At 61.3% G+C, this 23,401-nt stretch carries 22 protein-coding genes; 8 read left to right on the top strand and 14 right to left on the bottom strand.

Features of this window, described 5'->3' with window-relative positions; genetic code table 11:
• Positions 1-2: 2 nt before the first annotated feature.
• Both ACR0NJ_RS07140 and ACR0NJ_RS07135 read left to right on the top strand, forming a co-directional pair.
• Positions 3-1,268, top strand: coding sequence for a class II D-tagatose-bisphosphate aldolase non-catalytic subunit (locus ACR0NJ_RS07140; RefSeq protein ID WP_480816437.1), 1,266 nt, complete (start codon positions 3-5; stop codon positions 1,266-1,268).
• A gap of 10 nt (positions 1,269-1,278) precedes the next feature.
• Entirely contained in the window at positions 1,279-2,382 is a 1,104-nt protein-coding gene (locus tag ACR0NJ_RS07135) for an N-acetylglucosamine-6-phosphate deacetylase (RefSeq protein WP_480816436.1), read from the top strand.
• Between the two features lie 50 nt (positions 2,383-2,432).
• Here ACR0NJ_RS07135 and ACR0NJ_RS07130 read toward each other — a convergent pair whose 3' ends face one another.
• Positions 2,433-2,945: a YybH family protein gene (locus ACR0NJ_RS07130; RefSeq protein WP_480816435.1), complete on the bottom strand. Its 513-nt coding sequence runs from the start codon at positions 2,943-2,945 to the stop codon at positions 2,433-2,435.
• 215 nt (positions 2,946-3,160) lie between these two features.
• Here ACR0NJ_RS07130 and ACR0NJ_RS07125 point away from each other — a divergent pair, with 215 nt between their 5' ends.
• Positions 3,161-4,057, top strand: a complete 897-nt coding sequence (locus ACR0NJ_RS07125) for a LysR family transcriptional regulator (protein WP_480816434.1) — start codon at positions 3,161-3,163, stop codon at positions 4,055-4,057.
• Here ACR0NJ_RS07125 and ACR0NJ_RS07120 read toward each other — a convergent pair.
• Genes ACR0NJ_RS07120 through ACR0NJ_RS07110 form a run of 3 tightly spaced genes read right to left on the bottom strand, consistent with a single transcriptional unit; the run spans position 4,054 to position 7,233 of the window.
• Entirely contained in the window at positions 4,054-5,604 is a 1,551-nt protein-coding gene (locus ACR0NJ_RS07120; protein WP_480816433.1) for a TRAP transporter large permease, read from the bottom strand. The two genes, ACR0NJ_RS07125 and ACR0NJ_RS07120, sit on opposite strands and share 4 nt — an antisense overlap.
• The gene (locus ACR0NJ_RS07115; RefSeq protein ID WP_480816432.1) at positions 5,597-6,097 is read right to left on the bottom strand and encodes a TRAP transporter small permease subunit; all 501 of its coding nucleotides are present in this window, start codon (positions 6,095-6,097) and stop codon (positions 5,597-5,599) included. The genes ACR0NJ_RS07120 and ACR0NJ_RS07115 overlap by 8 nt, the downstream gene beginning before the upstream one ends.
• 50 nt (positions 6,098-6,147) lie before the next feature.
• Entirely contained in the window at positions 6,148-7,233 is a 1,086-nt protein-coding gene (locus ACR0NJ_RS07110) for a TRAP transporter substrate-binding protein (protein WP_480816431.1), read from the bottom strand.
• Positions 7,234-7,375: 142 nt separating this feature from the next.
• On the opposite strand from ACR0NJ_RS07110, the gene ACR0NJ_RS07105 reads away from it, so the two are divergent.
• Positions 7,376-8,068, top strand: a complete 693-nt coding sequence (locus ACR0NJ_RS07105) for a GntR family transcriptional regulator (protein WP_480816430.1) — start codon at positions 7,376-7,378, stop codon at positions 8,066-8,068.
• 52 nt (positions 8,069-8,120) lie between these two features.
• On the opposite strand, the gene ACR0NJ_RS07100 is transcribed toward ACR0NJ_RS07105, so the two are convergent.
• Positions 8,121-9,263, bottom strand: a complete 1,143-nt coding sequence (locus ACR0NJ_RS07100) for a calcium:cation antiporter (protein WP_480816429.1) — start codon at positions 9,261-9,263, stop codon at positions 8,121-8,123.
• Positions 9,264-9,417: 154 nt separating this feature from the next.
• Entirely contained in the window at positions 9,418-10,362 is a 945-nt protein-coding gene (locus ACR0NJ_RS07095) for a class I SAM-dependent methyltransferase (protein WP_480816428.1), read from the bottom strand.
• A 302-nt stretch (positions 10,363-10,664) separates the two neighbouring features.
• Between ACR0NJ_RS07095 and sstT the strand changes: the two genes are divergently transcribed.
• Positions 10,665-11,894 (top strand): serine/threonine transporter SstT, encoded by a 1,230-nt coding sequence (gene sstT / locus ACR0NJ_RS07090; protein WP_480816427.1) that lies wholly within the window; start codon positions 10,665-10,667, stop codon positions 11,892-11,894.
• Between the two features lie 124 nt (positions 11,895-12,018).
• Here sstT and ACR0NJ_RS07085 read toward each other — a convergent pair whose 3' ends face one another.
• Genes ACR0NJ_RS07085 through ACR0NJ_RS07050 form a run of 8 tightly spaced genes read right to left on the bottom strand, consistent with a single transcriptional unit; the run spans position 12,019 to position 19,118 of the window.
• Positions 12,019-12,465, bottom strand: coding sequence for an SRPBCC family protein (locus ACR0NJ_RS07085; protein ID WP_480816426.1), 447 nt, complete (start codon positions 12,463-12,465; stop codon positions 12,019-12,021).
• Positions 12,462-13,325 (bottom strand): phosphoenolpyruvate hydrolase family protein, encoded by an 864-nt coding sequence (locus ACR0NJ_RS07080; RefSeq protein WP_480816425.1) that lies wholly within the window; start codon positions 13,323-13,325, stop codon positions 12,462-12,464. Before ACR0NJ_RS07080 ends, ACR0NJ_RS07085 begins: the two co-directional genes overlap by 4 nt.
• A 1-nt stretch (position 13,326) precedes the next feature.
• Complete coding sequence (locus tag ACR0NJ_RS07075; protein ID WP_480816424.1) at positions 13,327-14,535, bottom strand: Tm-1-like ATP-binding domain-containing protein; 1,209 nt, start codon at positions 14,533-14,535, stop codon at positions 13,327-13,329.
• A 15-nt stretch (positions 14,536-14,550) separates the two neighbouring features.
• A complete protein-coding gene (locus ACR0NJ_RS07070; RefSeq protein WP_480816423.1) occupies positions 14,551-15,267 on the bottom strand; it encodes an ABC transporter ATP-binding protein in 717 nt (238 codons plus the stop codon).
• On the bottom strand, positions 15,257-16,030 hold the full coding sequence (locus ACR0NJ_RS07065; protein ID WP_480816422.1) for an ABC transporter ATP-binding protein: 774 nt from the start codon (positions 16,028-16,030) through the stop codon (positions 15,257-15,259). The genes ACR0NJ_RS07070 and ACR0NJ_RS07065 overlap by 11 nt, the downstream gene beginning before the upstream one ends.
• Entirely contained in the window at positions 16,021-17,259 is a 1,239-nt protein-coding gene (locus ACR0NJ_RS07060) for an ABC transporter substrate-binding protein (protein ID WP_480816421.1), read from the bottom strand. The genes ACR0NJ_RS07065 and ACR0NJ_RS07060 overlap by 10 nt, the downstream gene beginning before the upstream one ends.
• A 27-nt stretch (positions 17,260-17,286) precedes the next feature.
• Positions 17,287-18,255, bottom strand: a complete 969-nt coding sequence (locus tag ACR0NJ_RS07055) for a branched-chain amino acid ABC transporter permease (protein WP_480816420.1) — start codon at positions 18,253-18,255, stop codon at positions 17,287-17,289.
• Complete coding sequence (locus tag ACR0NJ_RS07050) at positions 18,252-19,118, bottom strand: branched-chain amino acid ABC transporter permease (protein WP_480816419.1); 867 nt, start codon at positions 19,116-19,118, stop codon at positions 18,252-18,254. Before ACR0NJ_RS07050 ends, ACR0NJ_RS07055 begins: the two co-directional genes overlap by 4 nt.
• 189 nt (positions 19,119-19,307) lie before the next feature.
• On the opposite strand from ACR0NJ_RS07050, the gene ACR0NJ_RS07045 reads away from it, so the two are divergent.
• The 3 genes from ACR0NJ_RS07045 to ACR0NJ_RS07035 all read left to right on the top strand — a co-directional run bounded on the left by ACR0NJ_RS07045 (position 19,308) and on the right by ACR0NJ_RS07035 (position 23,377).
• Positions 19,308-19,949, top strand: a complete 642-nt coding sequence (locus tag ACR0NJ_RS07045) for a phosphoenolpyruvate hydrolase family protein (protein ID WP_480816418.1) — start codon at positions 19,308-19,310, stop codon at positions 19,947-19,949.
• Positions 19,946-21,670, top strand: a complete 1,725-nt coding sequence (locus ACR0NJ_RS07040) for a phosphoenolpyruvate hydrolase family protein (protein ID WP_480816417.1) — start codon at positions 19,946-19,948, stop codon at positions 21,668-21,670. The genes ACR0NJ_RS07045 and ACR0NJ_RS07040 overlap by 4 nt, the downstream gene beginning before the upstream one ends.
• Positions 21,671-21,826: 156 nt before the next feature.
• A complete protein-coding gene (locus tag ACR0NJ_RS07035) occupies positions 21,827-23,377 on the top strand; it encodes a sugar ABC transporter ATP-binding protein (RefSeq protein ID WP_480816416.1) in 1,551 nt (516 codons plus the stop codon).
• Positions 23,378-23,401: the final 24 nt, after the last annotated feature.

The raw sequence follows: 23,401 nt of genomic DNA, 5'->3' as shown, positions 1-23,401 counted from the left end.
CTATGAGCTTTTTCTCGGACCTGAATGCGCGCAACCGGGCCGGAACGCCGGTTGCCATTGCCTCGGTCTGTTCGGCACAGCCGGACGTTTTGCGAGCCTCGCTGCTGATGGCGCAAGATATGCAGCGCCCCATTCTGATCGAGGCGACCAGCAATCAGGTCAACCAGTTCGGCGGCTATACGGGGATGCAGCCTGCCGATTTCATCGCCTTTGTAAACGGCATTGCGCAAGAAACCGGGACCGACCCCGCCCTGATCCATTTCGGTGGCGATCACCTTGGCCCGCAGGTCTGGCGCAGCGAACCCGCCGACAGCGCGATGGCCAAAGCCGAGGATCTGATGCGCGCCTATGTGCAGGCCGGGTTCACCAAGATCCACCTAGACTGTTCCGAAGGCTTCGCGGGTGAGCCCGCGCAGGTCGACGACCAGACCTCGGCCGACCGCGCCGCGCGTCTGGCGGCCGTATGCGAGGCCGCCGCGTCCCATCCCGACCGCCTGAGCTATGTGATCGGCACCGAGGTTCCCCCGCCCGGTGGCGCGCGCGCTGATGAAGAGGGTCAGGGCGTCACCCCAACAGATCCCGCCCATGCCCGCAAGACCCTGCAGATCCATCAGGCCGCTTTCGAGGCCGCAGGCGTCGCGCCATCCTGGCCCCGCGTGATCGGACTGGTCGTCCAGCCGGGGTTGGAGTTTGCGCCGACCCATATCGACCATTTCGACTGCAGCGCACCCGATCACCTGTCCCAGGCCCTGACGGACGTACCGCATATCTGCTTCGAGGCTCATTCGACCGACTACCAGAACTCCGCCGTCTATCCCGCGCTGGCCGCCCGGCATTTTAGCGTTCTCAAGGTTGGTCCGGCGCTGACGTTCGCCTACCGGCAGGCGCTTTATGCGCTTGATCACCTGCGCGTGCTACTGGGCAAAGACGGCCCTAACCTGATGCAGCAGATGGACCGGATCATGCTGGATCACCCCAGTCATTGGCAAAAACACTATGTGGGCAACGCCGATGAACTGCGCCTGCAACGCCATTTCGGCTATGCAGACCGCATCCGGTACTACTGGCCCGACACCAAAGCGCAGCAGGCCGTATCGGCACTGTTCTCGGCACTCGGTCCGGATTGCCCGCCCGACCCCGTGCTGGCGCAGTGTTTCGCGCCCTCGGTCATCGAAACCGCAGAAGCACTGTGGATCTCAGGTGAAGACTGGGCAGACGGGCTTATTCTGGCGCAAATTCAGCAGGCGCTGCGCCCCTATTTCTTCTGAGGGGTCTTTCATGCGCTACCTCCTGCCCACCGCCCTGTTTGACGGGCAATATCTTCGGACCGACACAGTACTCGCCTGCGAGGGCAGGATTGTGGCGGATATCCTGCCGATTGCCGCCCTGCCTCCGGACGCTCAGACCGAGCGGATCGACGCTCTGATCACGCCGGGCCTGTTCGATGTGCAGGTCAATGGCGGCGGCGGAGTGATGCTGAACAACAGACCAACCAGAGACGGTGTGCGCCAGATCGCGCAGGCCCACAACGCCTATGGCACCGCGTTTCTGCTGCCGACGGTGATCACCGACCGCCCCGAAATCACGGAACGCGCCGCTCAGGCGGTTGCCGACGAGTTGGGGCAAAACGGCGTTCTGGGGATTCATATCGAAGGGCCGCATATCAGCCTGGCCCACAAAGGCACGCACAACCCGGCCCATATCCGGCCTTTCGATGATCAGACTATGTCGGTGCTGGAAGGTCTGCGGAACCGGAAGGTCCCGGTTCTTCTGACGCTGGCCCCTGAAACCGCCGAACCGGGCCTGATCGCCCGTTTGACCGGTATGGGCGTGGTTGTCTCGGCCGGGCACAGCGCGGCAACGGCGGATGAAACCCGCCGGGCGCTGTCGGAAGGGCTGCGCTGCTTCACACATCTGTTCAACGGCATGCCCCAGATGACCTCACGCGCCCCGATGATCACCGGAGCTGCAATCAACAGCGAGGTCTGGTGCGGCATCATCGCCGACGGGCATCATGTCAGCGACGACATGGTGGCACTGGCCACCCGCGCCCGGCCGATGCCAAACCGTATGGTCCTTGTGTCGGACGCGATGTCCACCGTCGGCGGACCGGACCACTTCGAACTGTATGGAGAGGTCATCCGGGTCGACAATGGACGGCTCGTCAATGCTCAAGGGTCGTTGGCCGGAGCGCATACTTCCCTGGCAGACACGCTGACGCGGGTGATCACCCGGATCGGGATACCGGCAAAAGACGCCGTGCCTATGGCAACGTCAAACGCCTTCGAAATGATGAGGCTGCACAGCCCCGCCATCATCGGCAGCCCGATAGATAGTCTGGGGCACATCAAAGGTGTAGTTGTTCGCAGCACAGCAGTCTGAGGGGACGCCGCTAATAGTTACCGATGCGTCCTACGAAAGGCCTTCAGACATCAGCACGGCCCGTTGAGGTCGCCACAGGTCAGGGCAGGCGACAGGCTTGCATGCACATCGTCGGGGTCCGCGTGCGACCAGATATCCCGCGCCACCCGCCAGATGCCGTCCGGGTCGCGATGGTAAACGTTGATACCATATCCCTTTGAGACAGTGGTCGTGCCCCAGCCGTAAGGTGTGTCGGTGGCGGTAAACACATAGCGCTCGAACGCCCATTCATCGGCCACGACAAATTCCAGCGATTGCTTGCTCCAGAAAGTTTGCATTGCCTCAAAGTAGCCGCTCACCCAGGGCGCGACCTCGGCCTTGCCTTCCATCATCGGCGTGCCGGGGGCGATGAAAACGATATCCTCGGTGACGGTCTCCAGAAACCGCGCCGCATCGTTCGAATTGATCGCAGCGAGGTACGCCGCCTTCGCCGCCAGCGCAGTGTCCGGCCCTGCGTCCGAGAGTGCCTGTGTCGCAACGACCAAACCGGCAAGCGCAGCAAACTGAGTGATCCCTTTGTTCATCCTTCCCTCCGTCATGTGCAACGGTTGGCGACGGCCGTCCGCTCTGCAATCCGGCGTTTGGCTGACGCTTGCTGCCAAAGGCAACGCAACCGCTCTTTCAGATAGCCACAACACTGATTTGTATTCTGCAAACCGGCTGTGTACTCTCAAAATGCCTTTAGATAAGCAGGAATGCGAGTCATGGATGTTTTCACATTATTAAGAAAAACTACTGAATGAGTTTGATCGACTGGCATAAACTGCCCGCACTGACAACCCTACGTGCGTTTGAGGCGACGGGACGTCTGGGGGGTTATTCGGCGGCAGCGCGGTCGCTGAATGTGACCACTGCTGCAATTGCCCAGCAGGTGCGAAGGCTGGAAGCAGATCTGGGCGTTGCTCTGGTTCGTCGCGAAGGGCGCGGGCTTACCCTGACGCCTATGGGTGAAAAACTGGCAGCAATACTGAATGATGCCTTCGCACAAATCGCCAGGGGCATTGATGACGTGACCACGCAGGAGGCGGCGCGTGGCGTGCGCGTATCAACCACCGTCCGGTTTGTTGATGCAATCATCATGCCGCAGCTCAGTGACTTTTGGACCGAGAACCCGGGCATTCAGGTCTCTTTCACCCCCGAAGAAAACGCGCAGGAGCCGGACTTTGATGCGTTTGACATCGTGGTACGCGGCGGCGCACCCAATCAAATCTGGAGCAACGCCAACCAACTTTCACTGCTCACCTCGCCCTTTGTGCTGTGCGGCACGCCCGACCTGTTGGCGAGCGCCAACAATCTGGCGGAATTGCCCTGGATTCAGGATCAAAGCATCGGCGGACCGGTCTTCGCAGGTATGGTCAGCGATGCAGGGTTTTCCCTGGAAGACCTGACACTGGTCGATCCGGGAGGTGCGAAATTCGAACTCGAAGCCACGCTCCAGGGCTATGGGCTACATGTCAGCCCCGAAGTGACGGTCAGAAAGCACCTGCTGAACGGCAGTCTGCAACAGGTGAGCTTTCCCCATGACTGGACCGCCTGTTACTACGCCCTTTACCGCAAAGGCCACCTGTCTGATCAAGTCAAAACCTTCTTGGAGTGGCTTTCCGTGGTCTGTGCGCAGAATTCAAAAGCGGCCTAAAAAAGAACCGTCGGCAGATAGGTCGCGATCCCGGGCAGGAACCAGATGACGACCACGGCGAGGATCTGGATCAGAATGAACGGCGCGACCCCGGCGTAGATTTGCCCGGTGCTGATCTCGGCCGGGGCGACCCCGCGCAGGTAGAACAGGGAAAACCCGAAGGGTGGCGTGAGGAAAGAGGTTTGCAGGTTGATCGCAATCAGTACCGACAGCCAGACTGGATCGTGCCCCATCAGGATCAGCGCGGGCATGATCAGCGGCAGGACGATCACCGTGATCTCGACGAAATCCAGGAAAAACCCCAACACAAAGACGAACAGCATACAAAACAGCAATGCGCCGGTCGGCCCGCCGGGCAGGTCGGTCAGCAGGTCATGTACCCGCTCTTCGCCGCCCAAGCCGATGAAGACCAGCGAGAAGATCCCCGCCGCCAGAATGGTGGCAAAGATCATCGAGGTCATGGTCAGCGTCGAATTCAGCGCCGGTTGCAAGGTTTTCCGGGCGATCAGCGATTTGACCGCAACCCCTATGGCAATCGCCCCGAGCAGGGTCAGCAGCATGTACCCGCCGCCCATCACATAATCCTGAACTCCAAGATCGCTGCGCTGCAGGCGAACAGGATACAGACCCGCACCAACGGCCAACAGCACAAGGCTGGCCGTGCCTAACAGCAGAGTTTTGCGCGATGCCCCGGTTTTGATCGCCGCCATAAGGATCGCTCCGAGGCCCCCGACCGAGGCCGCCTCGGTCGGCGAGGCAACACCGCTCAGGATCGCGCCCAGCACGGCGAGGATCAGAAGAATGGCGGGCAGAATGGCCGAGAGGATCTTGGATAGCGGCAGGCGTTCGCCCGTCTCGGCCAGAACCGGCACATCTGCGGGGCGGATCAGGCCGCGGATCAGGATGTAGACGATATACAGCACCACCATGGTCAGGCCCGGCAACAGCGCGGCGGCGAAAATCTGGCCGACCGAGATGGTGTCGATGGCGAACTTCCCCTGCTCATACTGCGCCTGCTGATAAGCGTTCGAGACCACATCGGACAGGATGATCAGCAACGTCGAGGGTGGAATGATCTGCCCCAACGTGCCCGAGGCACAGACGATGCCCGCCGCCAACCGCGGATCATAGCCTGCGCGCAACATGGTTGGCAGGGCGATCAGGCCCATGGCGATCACGGTCGCCCCGACAATCCCAGTCGAGGCCGCCAGCAGCATGCCAACCAGAACCACCGAGATGCCCAGCCCCCCGCGCAAGCTGCCGAAAGACCGGCCCATGGTTTCCAACATTTCCTCGGCAATCCGGCTTTTCTCAAGCACCGCCCCCATCAGGACGAACAGCGGAATAGCAATCAGCACCCCGTTGGTCAAAAGCCCGAAGATCCGTTGCGACATCGCCCCGAGCAGCGCGATGTTCATCGCCCCCAGTCCCCAGCCCAGAAAGGCAAACAGGATGGCGGTTCCGGCGATGCTGAACGCCACCGGAAAGCCAGACAGAACCGCCACCATCAGGGCCGCGAACATCAGCAGATCGAGGTATTCAACCACGCGGTTTTTCTCCGATCAGGATGCGCATCACCTCGGACGCGGATTGCAGCAAAAGCAGGACGCAGAAGGCCGGGATCAGCGTTTTCAGGAAGAACACCGCCTTGATCCCGCCAACGGAAATCGGGCCTTCCAGAATGCTCCACGAATTCACTACGGCGGGCCACGACCAGTAGAGAACCGTGACCATTGTCGGCATCAGCAGGAACAGGTGCCCGAACAGATCAATCCGGCGCTGCCCGGTTTCACCGAAGCGGTTGTAGAAGATATCCACCCGCACATGGCCATTGACCAGCAGCGTGTACCCGGCACCCAGCATGAACAGGGTCGAATGCATATACAGAACGGATTCGTTCACCGCCACATCGCTCAACCCGAACACATAGCGGGCGACAACGATGGCGAACTGGACCAGCACCATCGCCAGCGCCAGCCAGCGGATGACCGACCCGACCGCCTGACTGAAGCCGTCCAGAGTTTTGATGATGTGCTGCACGCTTGCCTCGAGGGTTTCCCGGAGGGCGAGGCCGCCCTCCGGGCCAGGTCTCAGTAGTTCAGAACACCTGCGCGGGCGTTCATTTGACCGTTATCGGCGTAGCTCATGTACGATCCGACCGAGTCGCGATAGGTCAGGAAGCTGTCGGTGATCCGGCGCACCAGCTCGTCATCGTCCTGCGACAGCTCCTCCATGATCTCGATCGCAGCGACGCCCATGGCCTGAATGACATCGTCGGGCAACTCGCGCACCTGCACGCCCTCTTCGGCCACCAGCCGGGTAAGGGCCTGCGCGTGTTTGGTAGTGTATTCCGTCCAGACCGGATTATAGAGGCTCTCGCAGGCAAAGCTGACCGCCTGCTTCAGATCATCGGGCAGCTCGGCATAGGCGGTGGCATTGACGGCGCATTCCTCGGCCGAGGACGGCTCACCCACACCGGGCCAGTAGTAGTTCTTGGCAACCTGCTGGAAACCCACGGCGCTGTCGGTCCACGGGCCGATGAACTCACCCGCGTCCAGCGCGCCGGTCTGCAGCCCCTGGAACATGTCGCGCGGCCCCATCGCCTGCACTGCCATCCCGATTTTCGAACACATCTCAGATGCAAGCCCGGTGGTACGGAACTTGAGGCCCTTCAGATCGTCCAGCGACTGGATCTCATCCCGGAACCAGCCCTGCCATTGCGGGCCCGAGTTGCCGCACAGGAACGGCTTGAGGTTGAAGCGGGCGTAAATCTCATCATACAGCGCCTGCCCGCCCCCATGATAGAGCCAACCAAACTGCTCATCCGCGCGCAGGCCAAAGGGTTGCGAGCCGAACAACAGAATGCCTTTCGACTTTGACCCCCAATAGGCGGGCACCGCGTGATACAGCTCGGCCGTGCCTTCGGACACCGCATCAAACACACCGCGCCCCGGCACCAGTTCCCCTGCCGCATGGAGCTTGATCTCCAACCGGCCGCCCGACAGGGTGGTGATCCGATCAGCCAGCATCTGCGCCGCAACACCAGGTCCGGGTAGGTTTTTGGGCCAGGCCGTGACCATGTTCCATTGGCGAATGTCCTGCGCCACGGCTGGGGCCGCAAGCGAGGTGGCGGCAGCGCCCAGAACACCTGCGGTCACAAAGTCTCTGCGTTTCATTGTATCCTCCCGGTTTTTGAAATTATTAAATCATTGCTAAAAACTTTTAAGCATGCACATAATAATTGAGTCAATTTAAATTTAACCGCCCCGACGATTGACAGCGGTTAAACCTATTAAGAGCGAACCGGAACCACGGACGATGAGCAGCAACTGGATGGACATACGGGATGAGATCAAGCGCCGGGTGCTGGATCGAGAATTGCTTCCGGGCGCGAAACTTCCCAATGATCAGGACCTGGCCGAGGAATTCGCGTGCTCCAGAACCACCGTGCAGCGCGCCATGCTGGATCTGGCCCAAAGCGGCACCGTCGATCGCCGCCGAAAGGGCGGCACGACCATCACGCTGCACCCGATCACGCGGACCACGTTTGACATCCCCATCACCCGACTTGAAATCGAGGCCGCCGGAAAGGACTACAGCTACTTTCTGGTCTCGCGCGAAATCCGCGTCTCTCCGCCGCGCATCGCGTCGGCCTTTGGTCTGGCCGAACCGACCGAGATGCTGCATGTCGAGGCGCTGCACATGGCGGACAAACAGCCCTATTTCTTCGAAGACCGGTGGATCGTCCACGCAACGACACCAGAAATCCTGGACGTCGATCTGAGCCGCCAAAGCGCCAATGAATGGCTTGTATTGAACCGTCCCTACAGCGATTGCGAGGTGCGGTTTCTGGCCAAGAACGCCACGCAGCAAGAGGCCGAGTTGTTGGCCTCGGATGTCGGCGAAGCCCTGTTTGTCATGGAGCGCACCACATGGATCAACGGGGCCCCGATCACCATGGTTCGAGCTATCGCGAAGCCGGGGTATCAGTTGGCGGCGAGGGCGAACTGAACCGCCAGTTGCCCCTGGCCGTCGCTCGATCCAACTTCGACGCACGGCACGTTCAGGGGCTGAAGATCAGCACCAGAAAGACGATGAACAACACGCAATGCACGGCCCCGTTCAGCACGTTTGTGCGCACCCCGCCGAAGGTCATGACGCTCATCACCAGCGTCAGAAGCAGCAGAACCATGGAACTGTCGCTCAGGCCCAGAACCGTATTGGTGCCCGTCAACAGGCTAATGGCAAGTACGCAAGGCACCGTCAGCCCGATCGTCGCCAGTGCTGAGCCCAGCAGCAGGTTGACCGACCGCTGCAAGTGATTGGCGCGGGCGGCGGCCAGTGCGGCCAGCCCCTCGGGCGTCAGAACCAGAAGGGCGATGACCACCCCGCCAAGGGCAAGCGGGGCCCCGGCCTGAACGATCCCGATATCCACGAGCTTGGCCATCCGCTTGGACAGCAGAACAATCGGGATCAGCGTCAGAAGCAGCAACAGCGTGTGGTAGCCGACCGAATAGACCGGGCCGTGCCCGTGATCCTCGGTCTGCGCGGCCTCATCCGCGCGCGCGGGCTGCAGGAAGTAGCCCTGATGCCGCATGGTCTGAACGGTCAGGAACGCGGCATAAAGCAGGACGATGATAATCCCGAAGAACACCGCCTGCGGCACAGAAAATGTCGGGTCATCGGTCGAAACGGTAAATTTCGGCAGGATCAGGCTAAGCACCGCAAGCGGCAGCAGCACGGCCATGAACGCGCGCGCGCCTTGCAGATTGTAGTCCTGCTCGCGATGGCGCAACGCGCCGATCAGCAGGGCCAGCCCGACCAGACCGTTCAGCACGATCATCAGCACCGCAAACATGGTGTCGCGCGCCAGCGTCGGCGCGGCCTCACCGGTCAGCATGATGGCCGCAATCAGCGACACCTCGATCCCGATCACTGCCAGCGTCAGAATCAAGGTGCCAAAGGGTTCCCCCAGCAACTCGGCCAGAGCATCCGCGTGGCGGACAACGGCGAAACAGGCCCACATCATCACTGTGAAGATCACGACAAACAACAGCCCGGCCAGCCAAAGGTTCTGCAGATCGTAGAACAAGCCATCCGCGCCGAACTGGAATATGCCCAGCGTCACGATGATCAACGCGGTGGGCAGTTCAGCGCGCGTCAGGCTCAGCAGGCCGGGTTTTGTTTTTATTGGCTGATCGGCCATGGGTCACTGCTTTGGTCCGAGGAATGGGTCGCTGCGGTTACGCAGGGTGAAATTGCCTTTGCTGATCAAATGTTACGCACAGCATATCCGGGTTGGGCTTTCCTATCCAGCCAAACCTCGGACCCCGGCGCGCGCAACGCAAGCTGCAACCCGTTCAACCCACCCCCGAGTGTTTGGTGGCCGGGGATTTGGTGATGGTCACATAATCCTGCACCTGCACCAGATCGCGCCCGGGCAGCCAGAACTCATCCAGCACACACTCGGTGATCTCGACCCGTTGATCGGTGCTGAAATCATGAACCTGCGGGTACAGCATGATCATCCAGACAACGGCCATCAGGTCCTCAAAACGCTCGGGGCGGCATCTGACCGCGCTGCTGCGGGCTGAGAAATACAAATCCCCGCCCTCGGGCCGCGCCTTGACCCGCGCGGGCAGGTCCAGCAGGTTCTGTGTGTTGCGGGTTCCGCAGAACTTTTCGGCGAACCGGTTGTACAGCCAGGTGGTCGAGTAAGGACGCCTGGTCGAAGAAGACATCAGCGCCAGATGCATCCTGCCCGGCGCGCTGAGAACCTGACTGCACAGGGCGCGCAGCAGATCCGGCCAGTCCTCGGGCCGGGAGTAATACAGCGCGTGATGAAGGGTCACCAGATCGAAGGGCACCCCGTCCAGCCGGTCCTGCAAGGTTGCCTCTGCGGCCCGATCCGTTCGAAAATCCTGAAGGTAGTCGCCCTGTACCAGATGCACATCGTTCAACAAGGTCCGCTCAACGCGCGTTTTCAGGGCCCCCAAAGCCGCGGGGTCACAATCGTACAGCCACAGCCCGCCATCGGACAGCGCATGCAACAGCTGGAACTGCGGTTCCTCGCTTGATCCGATCGAGAGTGTTCGGAGCCGTTGATCCGGCGCGCGCTCGCGCAGCAGCGCTTTGACCCCACGCATCAGGTCACGCGCGACGTCGGCTTTCTCATCGGTGTGACACTCCCACAGTTTCACCTGTTCGCGCAGCCCGAGGTTTGCGGCCTTCAACCCGGCGTCGATCAGGTCATTTCTGGAAAAGCGGGCCGGGTCCGCAATCTGGTTCAGAGCTTCGTCATACATTTCGCACCCTCGTCCGTTCGGTGAAAATCCGATTTCGTTGAACCTGAGATGGCAAGCCGGGATGACGTCCGGGTTTCCCGAACCTTAAAGACCGTTAAGATTTGGGGTGTAATCGGCCATACTCACTGATCGAGGTCGGGCGCTCTGCCCCCGTTTTGTTCCACACCGGTCACAGTTCATTTTACCAACAGTGTTGAAAATTTAGGCATGTCGCCCAAATAACAGGCGGATTTCACGTCAACTCTACTCCGCGGGCTGTACCATCAAGCAGCCTCGGACCCCAATCCACAAAGGTGACTCCGATGAATTTCATACTGAAGGGAAGTCTGGTAACCCAGATCATTGTCGGCCTTGTCGCAGGCGTTTTGCTTGCAACGCTGTGGCCTCAGGCCGGAATGGCCGTCGGTCTGCTGGGTGATTTCTTTGTCGACGCGCTGAAGGCCGTCGCCCCGGTTCTGGTGCTGATCCTGGTCTGCGCCGCGATCACCAACCACAAAAAGGACAGCGAGGCCCGGATGGGTCCGGTTGTCATGCTGTACATCATCGGCACCTTTGCCGCCGCCCTGCTTGCCGTTGCGGCCAGCTTCCTGTTCCCGGTCACGCTGCACCTGACCGGAACGGCCGAGGCCATGGCCGCCCCGGATGGCCTGGGCGACGTGGTCAAGAACATTCTGCTGAAGATCGTCGATAACCCGGTCAACGCCATCGCGCAGGCCAACTATATCGGCATTCTGGCCTGGGCCATCGGTCTGGGGCTGGTGTTTCGCCATGCCAGCGACACGACCAAGGCGCTGATGTCCGATCTGGACGGCGCGATCACCAAAATCGTCGCGGCCATCATCCGCGTTGCCCCGATCGGCATTTTCGGCATCGTCGCCGCAACCATTGCGGAGACGGGTTTTGCCACGCTGGTCAGCTACGCCAACCTGCTGGCGCTTCTTCTGGGTTGCATGGCGGTGATGGCGCTTGTCGTGAACCCGCTGATTGTGTTCCTGCGCATTGGTCAGAACCCCTATCCGCTGGTCTTCACCTGCCTGAAGGAATCCGGCATCACGGCGTTCTTCATGCGCAGTTCCGCCGCCAATATTCCGGTCAATATGGAGCTTTGCCGGCGGATGAATCTGGATGAGGAAACCTATTCCGTCACCATCCCGATCGGGGCCACGATCAACATGGCCGGGGCCGCCATCACCATCACAGTGATGACGCTGGCAGCCGTGCACACCGTCGGGATCGAGGCCGACTTCCTGTCCGCCCTGCTGCTGAGCGTGATCGCAGCCATCGCCGCGACCGGGGCGTCCGGTGTGGCGGGTGGCTCGCTCTTGCTGATCCCGATGGCGGCCAGCCTGTTCGGCATCGACAACGCAACCGCGATGCAGGTCGTGAGCATCGGCTTCATCGTGGGCGTCTTGCAGGATTCCGCAGAAACCGGACTGAATTCGTCCACCGACGTTCTGTTCACCGCTGCGGGTTCCTACAAGCGCGGTGACCCATACCCTCATAAACTACCGCTGGAAGAGGTCGCGGCGTAGCGCATCCAAAACGATCGCTTCCATCTCGCAACGGATCTGTTGCGTTCCTTTGCGCCCGTCGTCTACCGACGGGCGCAATGCTTGGGGGGTGATCAGTAGCATGCCGCGTCGTCGCGCTACTTAGTTACTGAGACGAAAAACTCGCCTCCAAAGCCCGGAAACCTCCCAAAAACACATCGTTTTCGACGAACTTATGCCAGTGTTCGGTTTGCCCGTCTCCGGCCACGAACTCGGCCCACCATTCGGCGAAGGTTTCATTGCGGTCGGTGATCGGTGAAAACTTCATCCTCGCGACATAGTTCACGAAGGGCAGCGGACCGTTGGGTAGCATGTCATATGACAGCTCACGGTCCGGATGGGACAGCGACAACAAGGTCTCGCGGATGCGGCCCGAGCCATCTGTCAGGGCGAAATTGCGGACGCATCCGACCTCACCATTGGCGTGGCCCTCTTCGATCTGGCTGTCCGTGGCCGCGGGGTGCCAGTTGGGCAGGCCGTTGAAGTCGCGGACGCGTTCCCAGACTTGGTCGACCGGAACCGCGATGAGGGTTGAGGCATAGGCTTTGATCATTGTGACACTCCTTCTGTGACGCGCACACCACGCCGCAGTTTGCCGAACTCGGCAGTCTGGGCTGTGATCGCCCGTTCGGTGGGCAGACGCTCTATCGATGATGCGCCATAAAAGCCATGGCAATCGGGGCAGAGGTCAAGGAATTTCTGCGCATCCTCCGGTTCGGCCAGCGGGCCGCCGTGGCAGATAAAGATCAGGTCATCGCGATAGGCGCGCGCTGCCGCCGCCCATTCATCGTAAAGCCGTGCGCATTCGGCGATATCCGGCGCGCTGTCGCCTGCCCCGATGGACCCGCCGGTGGTCAGTCCGAAATGCGCCACGATCACATCCGCACCCGCCTTGGCCATTTCGGCAGCGTTGTCGGCACTGAACACATAGGGCGTGGTCAGCAGGTCGCGTTCGCGGGCCTTGGCGATCATCTCGACCTCCATGTCATAAGACATGCCGGTTGCCTCAAGCTCGCGCCGGAAACGGCCGTCGATGATGCCGACGGTGGGGAAATTTTGCACCCCGGCAAACCCCATGGCGGCCAGATCGTCCAGAAACTTGTCCATGATACAGAACGGATCGGTGGCGTTCACACCGGCCAGAACGGGTACGTTTTTGACAACGGGCAGCACTTCGCGGCCCATGTCGACAACGATCTCATTGGCGTTGCCATAAGACATATACCCCGCCAGCGACCCGCGCCCGGCCATGCGATAGCGGCCCGAGTTGTAGATGACGATCAGGTCGATGCCGCCTGCCTCTTCGCATTTGGCCGACAGGCCGGTGCCCGCGCCGCCGCCGACGATCACCTTGTCTGCCGCGATTTTGGCCCGCAAGCGGCCGAGGATTTTTGTGCGTCCCGTGACTGCCATCTCAGGTATCCTTCTTTGTATAGATTTCGTTGAAATTGCTGATCGCTGCCTCGGCAAAGGCGGGATCGTTGATGTGCAGGTCCAGTTCGACCAGTTGCCGGTCGGGGGTCTGGACCACCGTGTCGCGCAGCGCCTGGAACAGCGCCTCGTTGGCCGCCGGATCGTGGAAAGCCCCGCCTTCGATATCCAGCGCCGAGACACCGCGCAGGGGCAGCAGAAAGCGCACCGGCCCGTCGCAGGCGTTCAGCTTGTTGCCGATCCATGTGCCGATCTGCGCGCATTCTTCGGGGGTCGAGCGCATCAGCGTGACCTGTGCATTGTGGTGATAGAAATTGCGATCTTTGAACTGTGCAGGCACCGACTCGGGCGCCCAGAAATTCGCCATGTCCAGCGCGCCGCACGAGCCCACATAAGGCAGCTTGCTGCGCGCGATACTGTCCAGCCGTTCTTCGCCCGCACTCAACATCCCGCCCACGATCAGGTCGCAGATCTCGGTAGTGGTGATGTCCAGCACGCCCTCTACGTCGCCCTGATCGACCAGTTGCTCCATCGAGCGGCCTCCGCTGCCGGTGGCGTGGAAGACAAGGCAATCGTAATCGCCGGCCAGCCCTTCGGTGATGGCCTGCACGGCAGGTGTGGTGACGCCGAACATCGACAGAACCAGCGCGGGGCGGTCATCGGTGGCCTCGGGCACCTCATTGGCCATCATACCCGCCAGCGCATGGGCCGCGTTGCCCAGCAATTTGCGCGACACACGGTTCAGGCCCGAGACATCCGTCACCGGGTGGAACATATTCACATCCGACGCGCCTACATAGGCCGAAACATCGCCCGAGGCCAAAGTCGAGACCAGCACTTTGGGCACCCCGATCGGCAAGGCCTGCATGGCCGGAGCAATGATCCCCGAGCCGCCCGAGCCGCCCAGCCCGATGATGCCGCCCAGATCGTCCCGGCCCAGCACAAAGGCGGTCAGCGCCCGCGACATCTCGGTCACGGCTTGCCCGCGGTCGTTCACGAACACCGAGGCCGGGCCATCGGGATGGCAGGCGGCGACGCTGGTGGCTGTTACATCCACGCCAGCCTCGCCGCCTTTGGTGCCGACATTGACCAGTACGGTTTCCATCCCTGCCGCATCGATCAGGTCGCGCACATAGCGCAGTTCCGGCCCTTTGGTGTCGGCGGTGCCGATCACGTAAGCTCTTTTTGTCATCCTCTCTCCCTCCCGTTAGCCCGACTGCCCGGGTTCCAGCCCCAGATGGCGCTTTTGCATCGCCGTATCGTTTTCAAGGGCCTCTGCCGTCATCCGCTCGACCACTTCTCCGCCAACCATGATGGCCACGTCCTTCACGGCGGCCAGCGCCGCGTGCATGTTCTGTTCGACCAGCAGAACCGCGATGCCCTCGCTTGCGATCAGTTCGATCAGATCGATCACGTCCGAGACAATGGCCGGGGCCAGCCCTTCGGTCGGCTCGTCCAGAACCATCAGGCGCGGGTTCAGCAACAAGGCGCGGCCAATCGCCAGCATCTGTTGCTCTCCGCCCGACAGGCGGTTGCCCAGATTGCGGCGACGTTCCTTGAGACGCGGAAAGGTCTCGTACACTCGGTCAACAGACCACGCGCCGCCCTTGCGTTCGACGATCTTCAGGTGCTCTTCCACGGTCAAAGACCTGAACACCCGCCGTCCCTGCGGCACATAGCCAATTCCCATCTGCGCGCGCTTTTCGGGCGGCAGGCCGGTCATGTCGGTGCCATCGAACCGGATTTCCCCTGCCGAATGCGGGTGCAGACCCATGATGGCGTTGCACAGGCTGGTTTTGCCCATGCCGTTGCGGCCCAGAATGCCCAGTGGACGGGTGCCAACCGTCAGGTCGACGCCGTGCAGCACGTGGCTTGAGCCATAGCGCAGGTCCAGCCCGCGAATATCCAGCAAGTCAGTGGCCATGCGCACCTCCGATATAGACGCGATGCACGTCTTCGTTGCGCATGATGTCGTCGGGCGAGCCCTCGGCCAGCATCCGCCCGTTATACAGAACCGAAACGCTTTCCGAGGTCTGCAGGGCGATATCCATATCGTGCTCGATCAGCACGACGGTCACATCCTTGGGCAAAGACATCAGAAGCGCGCTCAGCTTCGGACGTTCAGCAGGCGACAGCCCCGCCGCCGGTTCGTCCAGCAGCAGAATCTTCGGGTTTTCAGCCAGCGCAATCCCGATCTCCAACTGCCGCCGCTGCCCGTGGCTGAGTTCCGAGGTTTCGCGATCCAGCACATCGGTCACACCAGCCACCTCGGCCAGTCGTTCAGCCTCGGCCAGCCGGTCATCGCTGACCCGCAAGGGCAGCACCTGCCGCCAGCCGCCGCGCACCCCGGCCACGGCCAGAAACAGCGTGTCGCGCACGGTCAGGCCGTTGAACAGGTGGGCGTGCTGATAGGTCCGGCGCAGCCCGCGTTGAATTCTCTTGTTGATCGGCTCACGCGTCACGCTGTCGCCAAACAGGGTGATCTGGCCGGTCGTGGCGCTTGTATCCCCGGTCAACACGTTGAACAGGCTGGTCTTGCCCGCCCCGTTCGGACCAAGGATCGCGCGCCGCTCACCGGGGCGGACGGTAAGGTCGATATCCTGCACCGCCCAGAACCCGCCGAAGCGTTTGCCAATGCCCCGGACCTCCAGGGCATTGGCTGTGTTATGTGAGTGGTTTACGGGCACGAAGGGTTGTCCCGGCTGACTGGACCTGCCGCGAGGAAAGTGGCCTCGTCCTGACCCAGAAGCTGATCAACATCGCGCACAACCTTGACTACGCGGTTGCCCAGAGTGCCGTCTTCGCGTTCAAACACTTCGGTCACAAAGTTGTCGACGACGCCGTTGCGGTTCTTGTCCAGCCGCATGGTGCCGCCGGTCGGGGTCACAAAGGTCAGGTTGGTCAGCGCTTCGCGGAAGGCGGCCTGATCATTGGACAGATCGCCATCGACTTCATCCAGCGCCAGCAGACCTGCCTTTGCTGCCATGTAATAGTGATGGGCAAAGATCGAGGGGGCCGAGAAACCATCCGGGAAGGCGTCAGTGTAGCTGGCCGAGAACTCTTTCCACTCGGCACCGTCATAGTCGCTGACGGTCGGGGTGCCCGCAGGCGCGCCCACCAGAAGCTTCTTGAAGGGGCCTTTGCTGTCCAGGATCGACTGGTCGATGGTGATCGAGCCGCCGATGATAGGCTTGTCACCGCCCGCCTGGCTGTACTGGGTCAGGAAGTTGACCGCATCCGCACCACCCAGGGCCACGAAAATCGCGTCGACATCCTGCGGGATCGAGTAGACAACCGAGGAGTAGTCCTTGTTGCCGATGGGCGTCCAGAACTTCTCGGGCACCTTGCCACCAGCCGAGCAGAACTCGGACATGAAGCCCAGAACCTGCGTGTAGGGGAAAGAATAGTCTTCGGCGATCACGGCCACGGATTTGTAGCCCATGTCGTTATAGGCATAATCGCCAACGCCGACCATCCACTGGGCACCATCGCCGCCAAAACGGAAGAAATTGTCCGAGCTGTCGCGCAGCGTGGTGTCCTGTGCCGCTGACGAGCCGTTGATGAAGGTCACGGCAGGGTAGGATTTCGATAGGTCGCGCAACGCCAGACCTTCGGAGCCAGAGAGCGGGCCGACGATCATGTCCACACCGTCCTGTTCGATCAGCTTGCGGGCTGCATTTACTGCGCTGTCCGGGCTGGCGTCCGAGGATATGGTGATGACTTCGATCTTGTTGCCGTCAACCTCGCCACCGGTTTCCAGAACCGCCAGTTCCGCGCCGCGGATGCCGTCCTGACCCAGCGCGGCAAACGCGCCTTCGAGGATCGAGATCACGCCGATCTTAACGTCTTCGGCAGATGCAGGCACCGCCATTGCGCAGAGCGCCAGCGCCGATGCGGCCATTTTGAGCTTATTCATTTTTCAGGTTCCTCCCAATAAGTGTGCTCAGACAGTTGATTCTTCTTTGATTTCCTGACGGCGCAGCCGCGCCATCCAGTCGCTTGCCAGTTGTTGCAGCCCACCGGGGGCCACGATCACGATCAGCAGCAGCACAACGCCGATCAGCGTGTTGAACCGCTCGCGGTCGATCAGATCGACGGCGAAGGTGTCCAGCAGGACAAAGACCACCGCGCCGACAAAGGCTCCGCCCGGATGGCGCAGACCGCCGATGACCGAGATGATGAGGATGTCGATGATGGGCCCAAGCCCGACCGAAAAGGATGAGATGCGTTCCTGATACCAGACGTTCAGGATGCCGCCTGCCCCGGCCAGCAGGCCCGAAAAGGCAAAGGCGGCAACGATGGGCGTGGTGACGGAAATCCCCAGCGCCAGCACCCGCCCCGGCGCGTCGCGCACGGCCTGAATGGTCAAACCCAGCGGTGAGCGGACAAAGCCGCCGACCAGTGCCAGCGCTAGTGCGGCCATGCCAAGAGACAACAGGTACAAGGGCAGCGGATCACGCAGGCTGACGCCCCCGATCTGCGGCGCGCGGACGCCGGAAAAGCCGGTCCAGCCGTTAAAGAACGTATAGTTCTGGCGGGTGAAGTAGAAAAACGCCACCCCAATCGCCAGCGTGATCATGATGGCGTAAATCCCGCGCGACCGGCGTGCGATCAGGCCAACCAGCGCGCCCGAAACGGTCGCCAATATCAGCGCCAGCGGGATCGAGACCCAGAACGGCAGCGGAACTCCGATCCCTACCGTATTGGGGCCGAAAAACGCGATAGTGTAGCCCGCGATCCCGGCCATGGTGGCCTGCGCGAACGAGACGACGCCCAGATAGGTGGCCAGAAAGCTGAGGCTCAGCGCCATGATGCCAAGGATCAGCGACCGCGTGGCCACCTGCGTCAGCCAGAAATCGTTCAGCACCAAGGGCAGGATCAGCAGCGGAACAAGGATCAGCGCCTGTTTCATTGCTCGGCCTTTCCCAGCAGGCCTTGCGGACGCACCGCCAGCACCAGAACCATGATCGCAAAGGTGAACACCACGCCGTAGGTGGGCGCGTAGGCCAGCCCGTATTGCTCGGCCAGACCAACCAGCAGCGCGCCCAAGGCAGCCCCTCCGATCGAGCCCATGCCGCCGACGATCACCACTACCAGCGAGGACAAAAGGAATTGCAGGTCCGTCCCCGGCGCAATCGACAGCGCGCTGGCGGCGACGACTCCGGCCATTCCGGCCAGCATGCCGCCCAGGGCAAAGACAAGAACAAAGATGCGGTTGATCGGGTATCCCAGCGCGCGCAGCATATCCTGATCATCCACGCCCGCACGGATCACCGCGCCAAACCGCGTGCGTTGGATCAGGAACCACAGGCCAATTCCGACCACCAGCGCAAAGCCCATCAGCGCCAGACGGATATTGGCGTACCCCACGCCCAGAACCGGCAGGCGCTGCCCCCCGGCCAAGGCATCCGGCAACTCGACCTGATAGGTCAGCCCGCCCCAGTACCACAACATCAGATCGGCCATGATGATCGAGATCGCAATCGAGGCAAGGGTCTGGCGCAGTTCATCCCCCTGCATCCAGCCCAGAATGCCGGCCTGCACGATGGCACCGGCCAAGGCCGCCGCCAATCCACCGCCCAACACGCCCAGACCCCAAGATCCGGTTACTTCGACAATGCTGTACCCGACATAGCCGCCGAGCAGCAGCAGCGCCCCATGGGCCATGTTCACCGTCCGCATCAGCCCAAAGATCAGGCTGAAGCCGCTGGCGGCCAAAAAGTAGAGTGCTGCTAGCGTCAGCCCGTTCAGGGTGACGATCAGAAATAAGGTCATGATTCCTCCCGTTGAGACGACAATGTTCGAATTTCAGAAATCGGCACAGCGTTGAGCCGATTTCTGGCGAAGAAAAATATCATTATTTTTCCATTGGTTATCTCCTCATGCGGTTGAGGGGTCTTTTGAAGAACAAGAAACAATAAGAATTCTCTTCTCAAATGCGGAAATCTCTTCCTATACAGAGTCATGCAAAACCTGACACTGACCGGCACACCCTCAGCCGATCCGGGCCAGATCGACCGCATTTACTGCCCCGCTTTGGGCGGTCTGACTGTTTCACAGGCAGATTTGGCCTTTGTGATGCCCCGGCTTGACCACAACCGCGCGCTGCGCGAGGCGCCGAAACAGGGCGACTGGGCCGCAATACTGGCCAGCGATCCGTTCGGGTCCGAGGCGACCATGCTCTCGCAGCTTTACGAGAAAGGGTATCGCGGTGTGGTGAACTGGCCCTCGTCGATCCTGCTGGATGGCAGTTTGCGTCAGTCGATGTCGACAATCCCCGCCTCGCCCGAGTTCGAATACGCGTTTCTGGCGCGCGCCAAGGCCGCCGGGTTTCAAACGCTGGCCTTCTTCATCTCGCTGGCGCAGGCCCGCGCCGCGGTGAAGGCCGGGCTGGAGCACCTTGCCTTGCATCCCGGCCTACTGGATGTGGACAGCGCTGACAGCGGCGCACTTGTTCTTGGCTCATTGCAAAGGGTAATTGAGACGATCCGGGACGAAGCGGAACAGGTCAGTGTGTTTGCCTATACCTCGGCATGGCACGAACACATGGTTCCGCTCAGCACGCTTGATGTGGATGGTCTGATCTGGTGCGAGGGCGCGGCATGACAAATCGCGACAAGAACTTTCTGTTTGCTGCAGTCGTCGGGTCGGGCCTGACCGCAAAGGCGGCGGACAAGGCCGGGGCCGACTACCTGCTGGCGTTAAACGCGGGACGTTTCCGGGTACAAGGGGCATCATCCCTGACCAGCTTTCTGCCGGTCCGGGCTGCCAATGACTGGGTCATCGAATTTGCCGAACGCGAGATGCTGGGCCGTTGCTCGGCACCGATCTATGCGGGGTTTTCCGTCAGTGACCCCGATCTGGACATTGGCGCGCTGGTGCAAAAAACCAAAGCGCTTGGCTTCTCGGGCGTCTGCAATTTCCCTTCAACGACGCTGATCGACGGACGGTTGGGCGCATTGATGGAGCGCGAGGAGTTGGGATTCGACCGCGAAATCGCGCTGGTGCAAGAGGCGACGGCGGCCGGTCTGGGCACTTTCGTTTATGTCCACACCAACGCGCAGGCCCGCAGGATGGTCGATGCGGGTGCGACGGCCATCTGTGTCAATGTGGGCTTTACCAGCGGCGCGACGGGGGTCAGTACACATCTGACGTTGGAAACCGCAGCGGCGCAGATCGAACGCGTTCTCGAAGGCGTACCGGCCTCGGTCGACAAACTGTGCCACGGCGGCCCCATCACCTCGCCCGAAGAGGCGCTGGCGATTACCCGTATCTGCGGTGTACAGGGGTTTGTTGCCGGCTCGACACTTGACCGGCTCCCGGTTGAACAGACTCTCAGCGAGGTCACCAAAGGCTTTACCGCGATCCCCAGCCTGTCACGCATTAAACAGGCCCCGTCGAACACCGAAAATGATCTGGTGGGCTCGTCTTATGCCATGCAGACGATCCGCGAAGAATTGGACGATCTGGCCTATGAAGACATCCCCGTTCTGTTGATCGGCGAGACCGGGACGGGCAAAAGCCGCGCGGCCCTCAGGCTGCACGAGGCAGGCCCTGCAGCCCGGCGGCAACCCGTGGTCGTGGATTGCCCGGCCCTGGGCGGAGAGGAAGGCGGCGTGCATCTGCTGGGCAAAGCGCCCGGCGCGTTGGGCAGCACGGGCACGCAGCGCGGCGCGTTGGAACAGGCGTCGGGCAGCACCATCATCTTTGACGAAATCACCGCATTGCAGCCCGAGCATCAGGGCAAGATTCTGAAATTCACCGATGAAAAAACGGTGCAGCGGATCGGGGACCATACGCTCCGGCGGGCGGATGCGCGGATCATCTCGACCACAACGCAGGATCTGCTTGACCAGACTGAAAGGGACGCGTTTCGGCCGGATCTGTATTATCGGATCTCGGGCCACGAAATCACCCTGCCGCCATTGCGCGACCGTGTTGACGATATCCCTGAACTGGCCCTGTATCTGGGCCGACAGGTCAGCGGCGAGCCCCCGAAGTTCTCGAACGCGGCGTTGCGGTTGATGCTGGAACATGACTGGCCCGGCAATGTGCGAGAGCTGCACCACGCCGTCCAGCGCGCGGTGCGCCGGTCGGGCGGCGGAACGATTGACCTCAAGGCGATCGACTTTCTGCGCCGAAAACCGGCGAGTGTCCCGAAGGTCCAGACGGATGAAACCCCGGCCCGAGTCGCCGTGTCCGAGCGCGACTGGATTGCCGAGGCGCTGGCGCGAAACGGCTTCCGACGCGCGCAAACCGCCGAGGAATTGGGCATGACCACGCGGACGCTTTACAACAAAATCAAGAAGTTCGGCCTTCAGGCCTGAGCCTTTTTTTGGGGTCCAAAACTGCCCGCGCGCACGCCAGAGCTGGTGGCCTGAACGCGTGGCGAAAAAAACCCTTGACGCTTCACCAGCACGCATGGTTTCGTATATGAAACGGTTTCAAACGACTCGTGAAGAGCGGCGAAGGGAGGCGCTGTCATGACGAAACTGCAATCGGCATTGCGCGCGCAGCGCGGAACGGAAAGCCAGATCACTCTGTCTCTGAACGGGATCGGTATGTCATTTTCAGGCATTTCGGTGCTGCGCGATGTGAACCTGAGCTTTGATGGCGGTGAAATTCACACGCTGATGGGGGAGAACGGCGCGGGCAAAAGCACGCTGGTCAAGATCATCAGCGGCGTGCAGAAACCAACATTCGGCACCTTCCAGATCGACGGGGAAACGGTGACGTTCGACTCGCCGCGCGATGCGGAAAACCACGGCATCGTCATCATGCATCAGGAACTGAGCCTGATCCCCGAGATGACGGTGGCCGAAAATGTTCTGCTGGGGCATGAGCCGCGAAAATTCGGCACTTTCATTGATCGCAAAGCGCTGCGAAACAAGGCGCGCCAAGCGCTGTCGCGCTTTGGCTTCACGCTGGATATCGATACCCCGGTCAAGGATCTGCGTGTAGGCGAGCAACAGCTGGTCGAGATCGCCCGCGCCTTGCTGATGAATGCACGGTTGCTGATCATGGATGAGCCGACCTCGGCCCTGTCGCAGGCCGAGGCGGATATTCTGATGGAGGTCGTGCGCGATCTGGCCCTTCAGGGCGTCGCGGTCGTCTATATCTCGCACCGGATGGATGAGGTGTTCGAGATCTCGGACCGCGTCACCGTTCTGCGCGATGGCAACCTGATCGGCACACGGCTGGCCTCCGAGACCACTCCGGCAGAACTGATCCGCATGATGGTCGGACGCACGGTTGAGATCAACGCGGTTGACCGCCAGACCCCGGCCTCGGATGAGGTCGTGTTGCAGGTCGAAAACCTGTCGGCCTGGGCGGGTCATCGCAAGGTGCTGGACGATGTCTCGTTCGATCTGAAACGCGGAGAGGTGCTGGGCATCGGCGGCTTGCTGGGCGCTGGCCGTACCGAGTTGCTTGAAACGCTTTTTGGCGCGCGCGGTGAATCCTATCGGGGTGACATCACGCTGGAGGGCAAGCCCCTGCGCCCGGTCAAACCGCAGGATGGGGTGCGCAACGGGCTGGCGCTGATCACCGAGGATCGCAAAGGCAACGGGTTGATCCTGGATCGGTCGATCGCCTCGAATGTCGCCCTGCCGCTGATGCCGTTGCAATCGCGTTTTGGCCGATATTCCGAGGCCGAGCAGCGTAAGCAGGCGCTGAAAGCCATCGAGACGCTCAAGGTCGCGGCCACCGGGCCCGAGCACGCCGTCGGCAATCTGAGCGGCGGCAATCAGCAAAAGGTGGTTCTGGGCAAATGGCTGGCGACCCAGCCGCGCGTTCTGCTGCTGGATGAACCCACCCGCGGCATCGATATCGGTGCCAAGGACGAGATTTACGATCTGGTCGGACGGCTGGCGGATCAGAGCATCTCGGTCCTGTTTGCCAGTTCGGAATTGTCGGAATTCATGGCCGTCTGCGACCGCATGATCGTGCTGTGCGAAGGGCAACTGGCCGGAGAGCTTTCGCGCGAAGAAATGACCGTGGATTCGATCAAGGCTCTGGCGATGCAGTTCCGCTGACCGCCGCGACCCCAACATGAGAAA

This window comes from Ruegeria sp. F11, from assembly GCF_056533855.1.
This window is presented reverse-complemented; position numbering and strand designations above follow the sequence as displayed.